We start from the raw sequence: 1,062 nt of genomic DNA on the forward strand, positions 1-1,062 counted from the left end.
TTGAAAGCCCCCTTATTTTTAAAGGAATAAAATGAAAGAATATAAAGCCGTCATTTATCAAGAGAACCTGCTTTCCAGTTTGGTTTTTGGCAGCGCCAAAATCAATCCGGTCAAATTCAGCGATTTCCTCAACAGCCACGCTTCGCAAGGCTGGAAGGTCGTTACCATGGAAAAAGACCAGCGCCGCATGCTGCTGTTTTTCGTGCGTGAAGCCTACGTCGTCATTTTGGAAAAAGAACGTGTTTAAACTCGGCGTCTATGCCTGTCTCGGATTGTTCGTCAGCTGGGTGTTGCTCTTGATTTTGCAACTTTGGTTTTCCTTCATCGATGCCGATATGTTTCTCAAAATCACCCTGACCATGGCAGGTCTTTTCATTATTATTCTGGCCAGCTTACTGGTCATCAGCCAGTATTTTTCCGAAAAGAAAATGAAGGACGACGGATTTATCAACTGATACTACTTCGGGAAGCACCATGTGTGCTTTATCCGAAACCTTGACGCAAAATCCTTGTTTAATAGACAAGGCCGTCTGAAATGTAAGTTTCAGACGGCCTTATTACCCTTCCCAAATTTATCAAATACCATGAAATTCTTTTCTCACTTTTATCTTGAAAACCATATGTATTTCAACGACTACTTGAAATACGTCCTGATTTTCGCCGCCCTCGTCATCCTCCTGCTCGCCGTATCGCAATACCTGCGCCACCGCATGGACACCAAATACCGCGACCTGAGCATTATTGCGCTGTTGTTGCTCATCCTCATCTGCGGCACGCAATATCTTTCGTACAGCGAGCGTCAAAACTTTGCCGCCGATACTTCGCGCATGGTGGGTTTTCTCAATGCCTTGATTGAAAACCAAAAAGTTGAAAAACAAGACATCATCGTCAACAGCACGCGCCTGTTCAACGGCATGATTATCGGCATCAAAAGCCAATATTACGAAGTCCATTTCAATCAAGACTTCTCCGCCTACACGCTGACGCCCATCAATTTGGTCAACAACAATATCGAACTCATCGATAAAGAATAACAGGATACACACACATGGAAGCATACTC

The 1,062-nt window shown here is 44.0% G+C and carries 3 protein-coding genes; all 3 read left to right on the forward strand.

The window, feature by feature from the left end; all coding sequences use genetic code 11:
- Positions 1-31 precede the first annotated feature (31 nt).
- The 3 genes from ACTHUT_RS21035 to ACTHUT_RS21045 all read left to right on the forward strand — a co-directional run bounded on the left by ACTHUT_RS21035 (position 32) and on the right by ACTHUT_RS21045 (position 1,034).
- Entirely contained in the window at positions 32-247 is a 216-nt protein-coding gene (locus tag ACTHUT_RS21035) for a DUF4177 domain-containing protein (protein WP_003749376.1), read from the forward strand.
- The gene (locus ACTHUT_RS21040) at positions 240-455 is read left to right on the forward strand and encodes a hypothetical protein (protein ID WP_070825809.1); all 216 of its coding nucleotides are present in this window, start codon (positions 240-242) and stop codon (positions 453-455) included. Before ACTHUT_RS21035 ends, ACTHUT_RS21040 begins: the two co-directional genes overlap by 8 nt.
- A 129-nt stretch (positions 456-584) precedes the next feature.
- On the forward strand, positions 585-1,034 hold the full coding sequence (locus ACTHUT_RS21045) for a DUF3290 domain-containing protein (RefSeq protein WP_107997268.1): 450 nt from the start codon (positions 585-587) through the stop codon (positions 1,032-1,034).
- Positions 1,035-1,062 lie beyond the last annotated feature (28 nt).

The organism is Neisseria sp. P0022.S010, assembly GCF_051956635.1.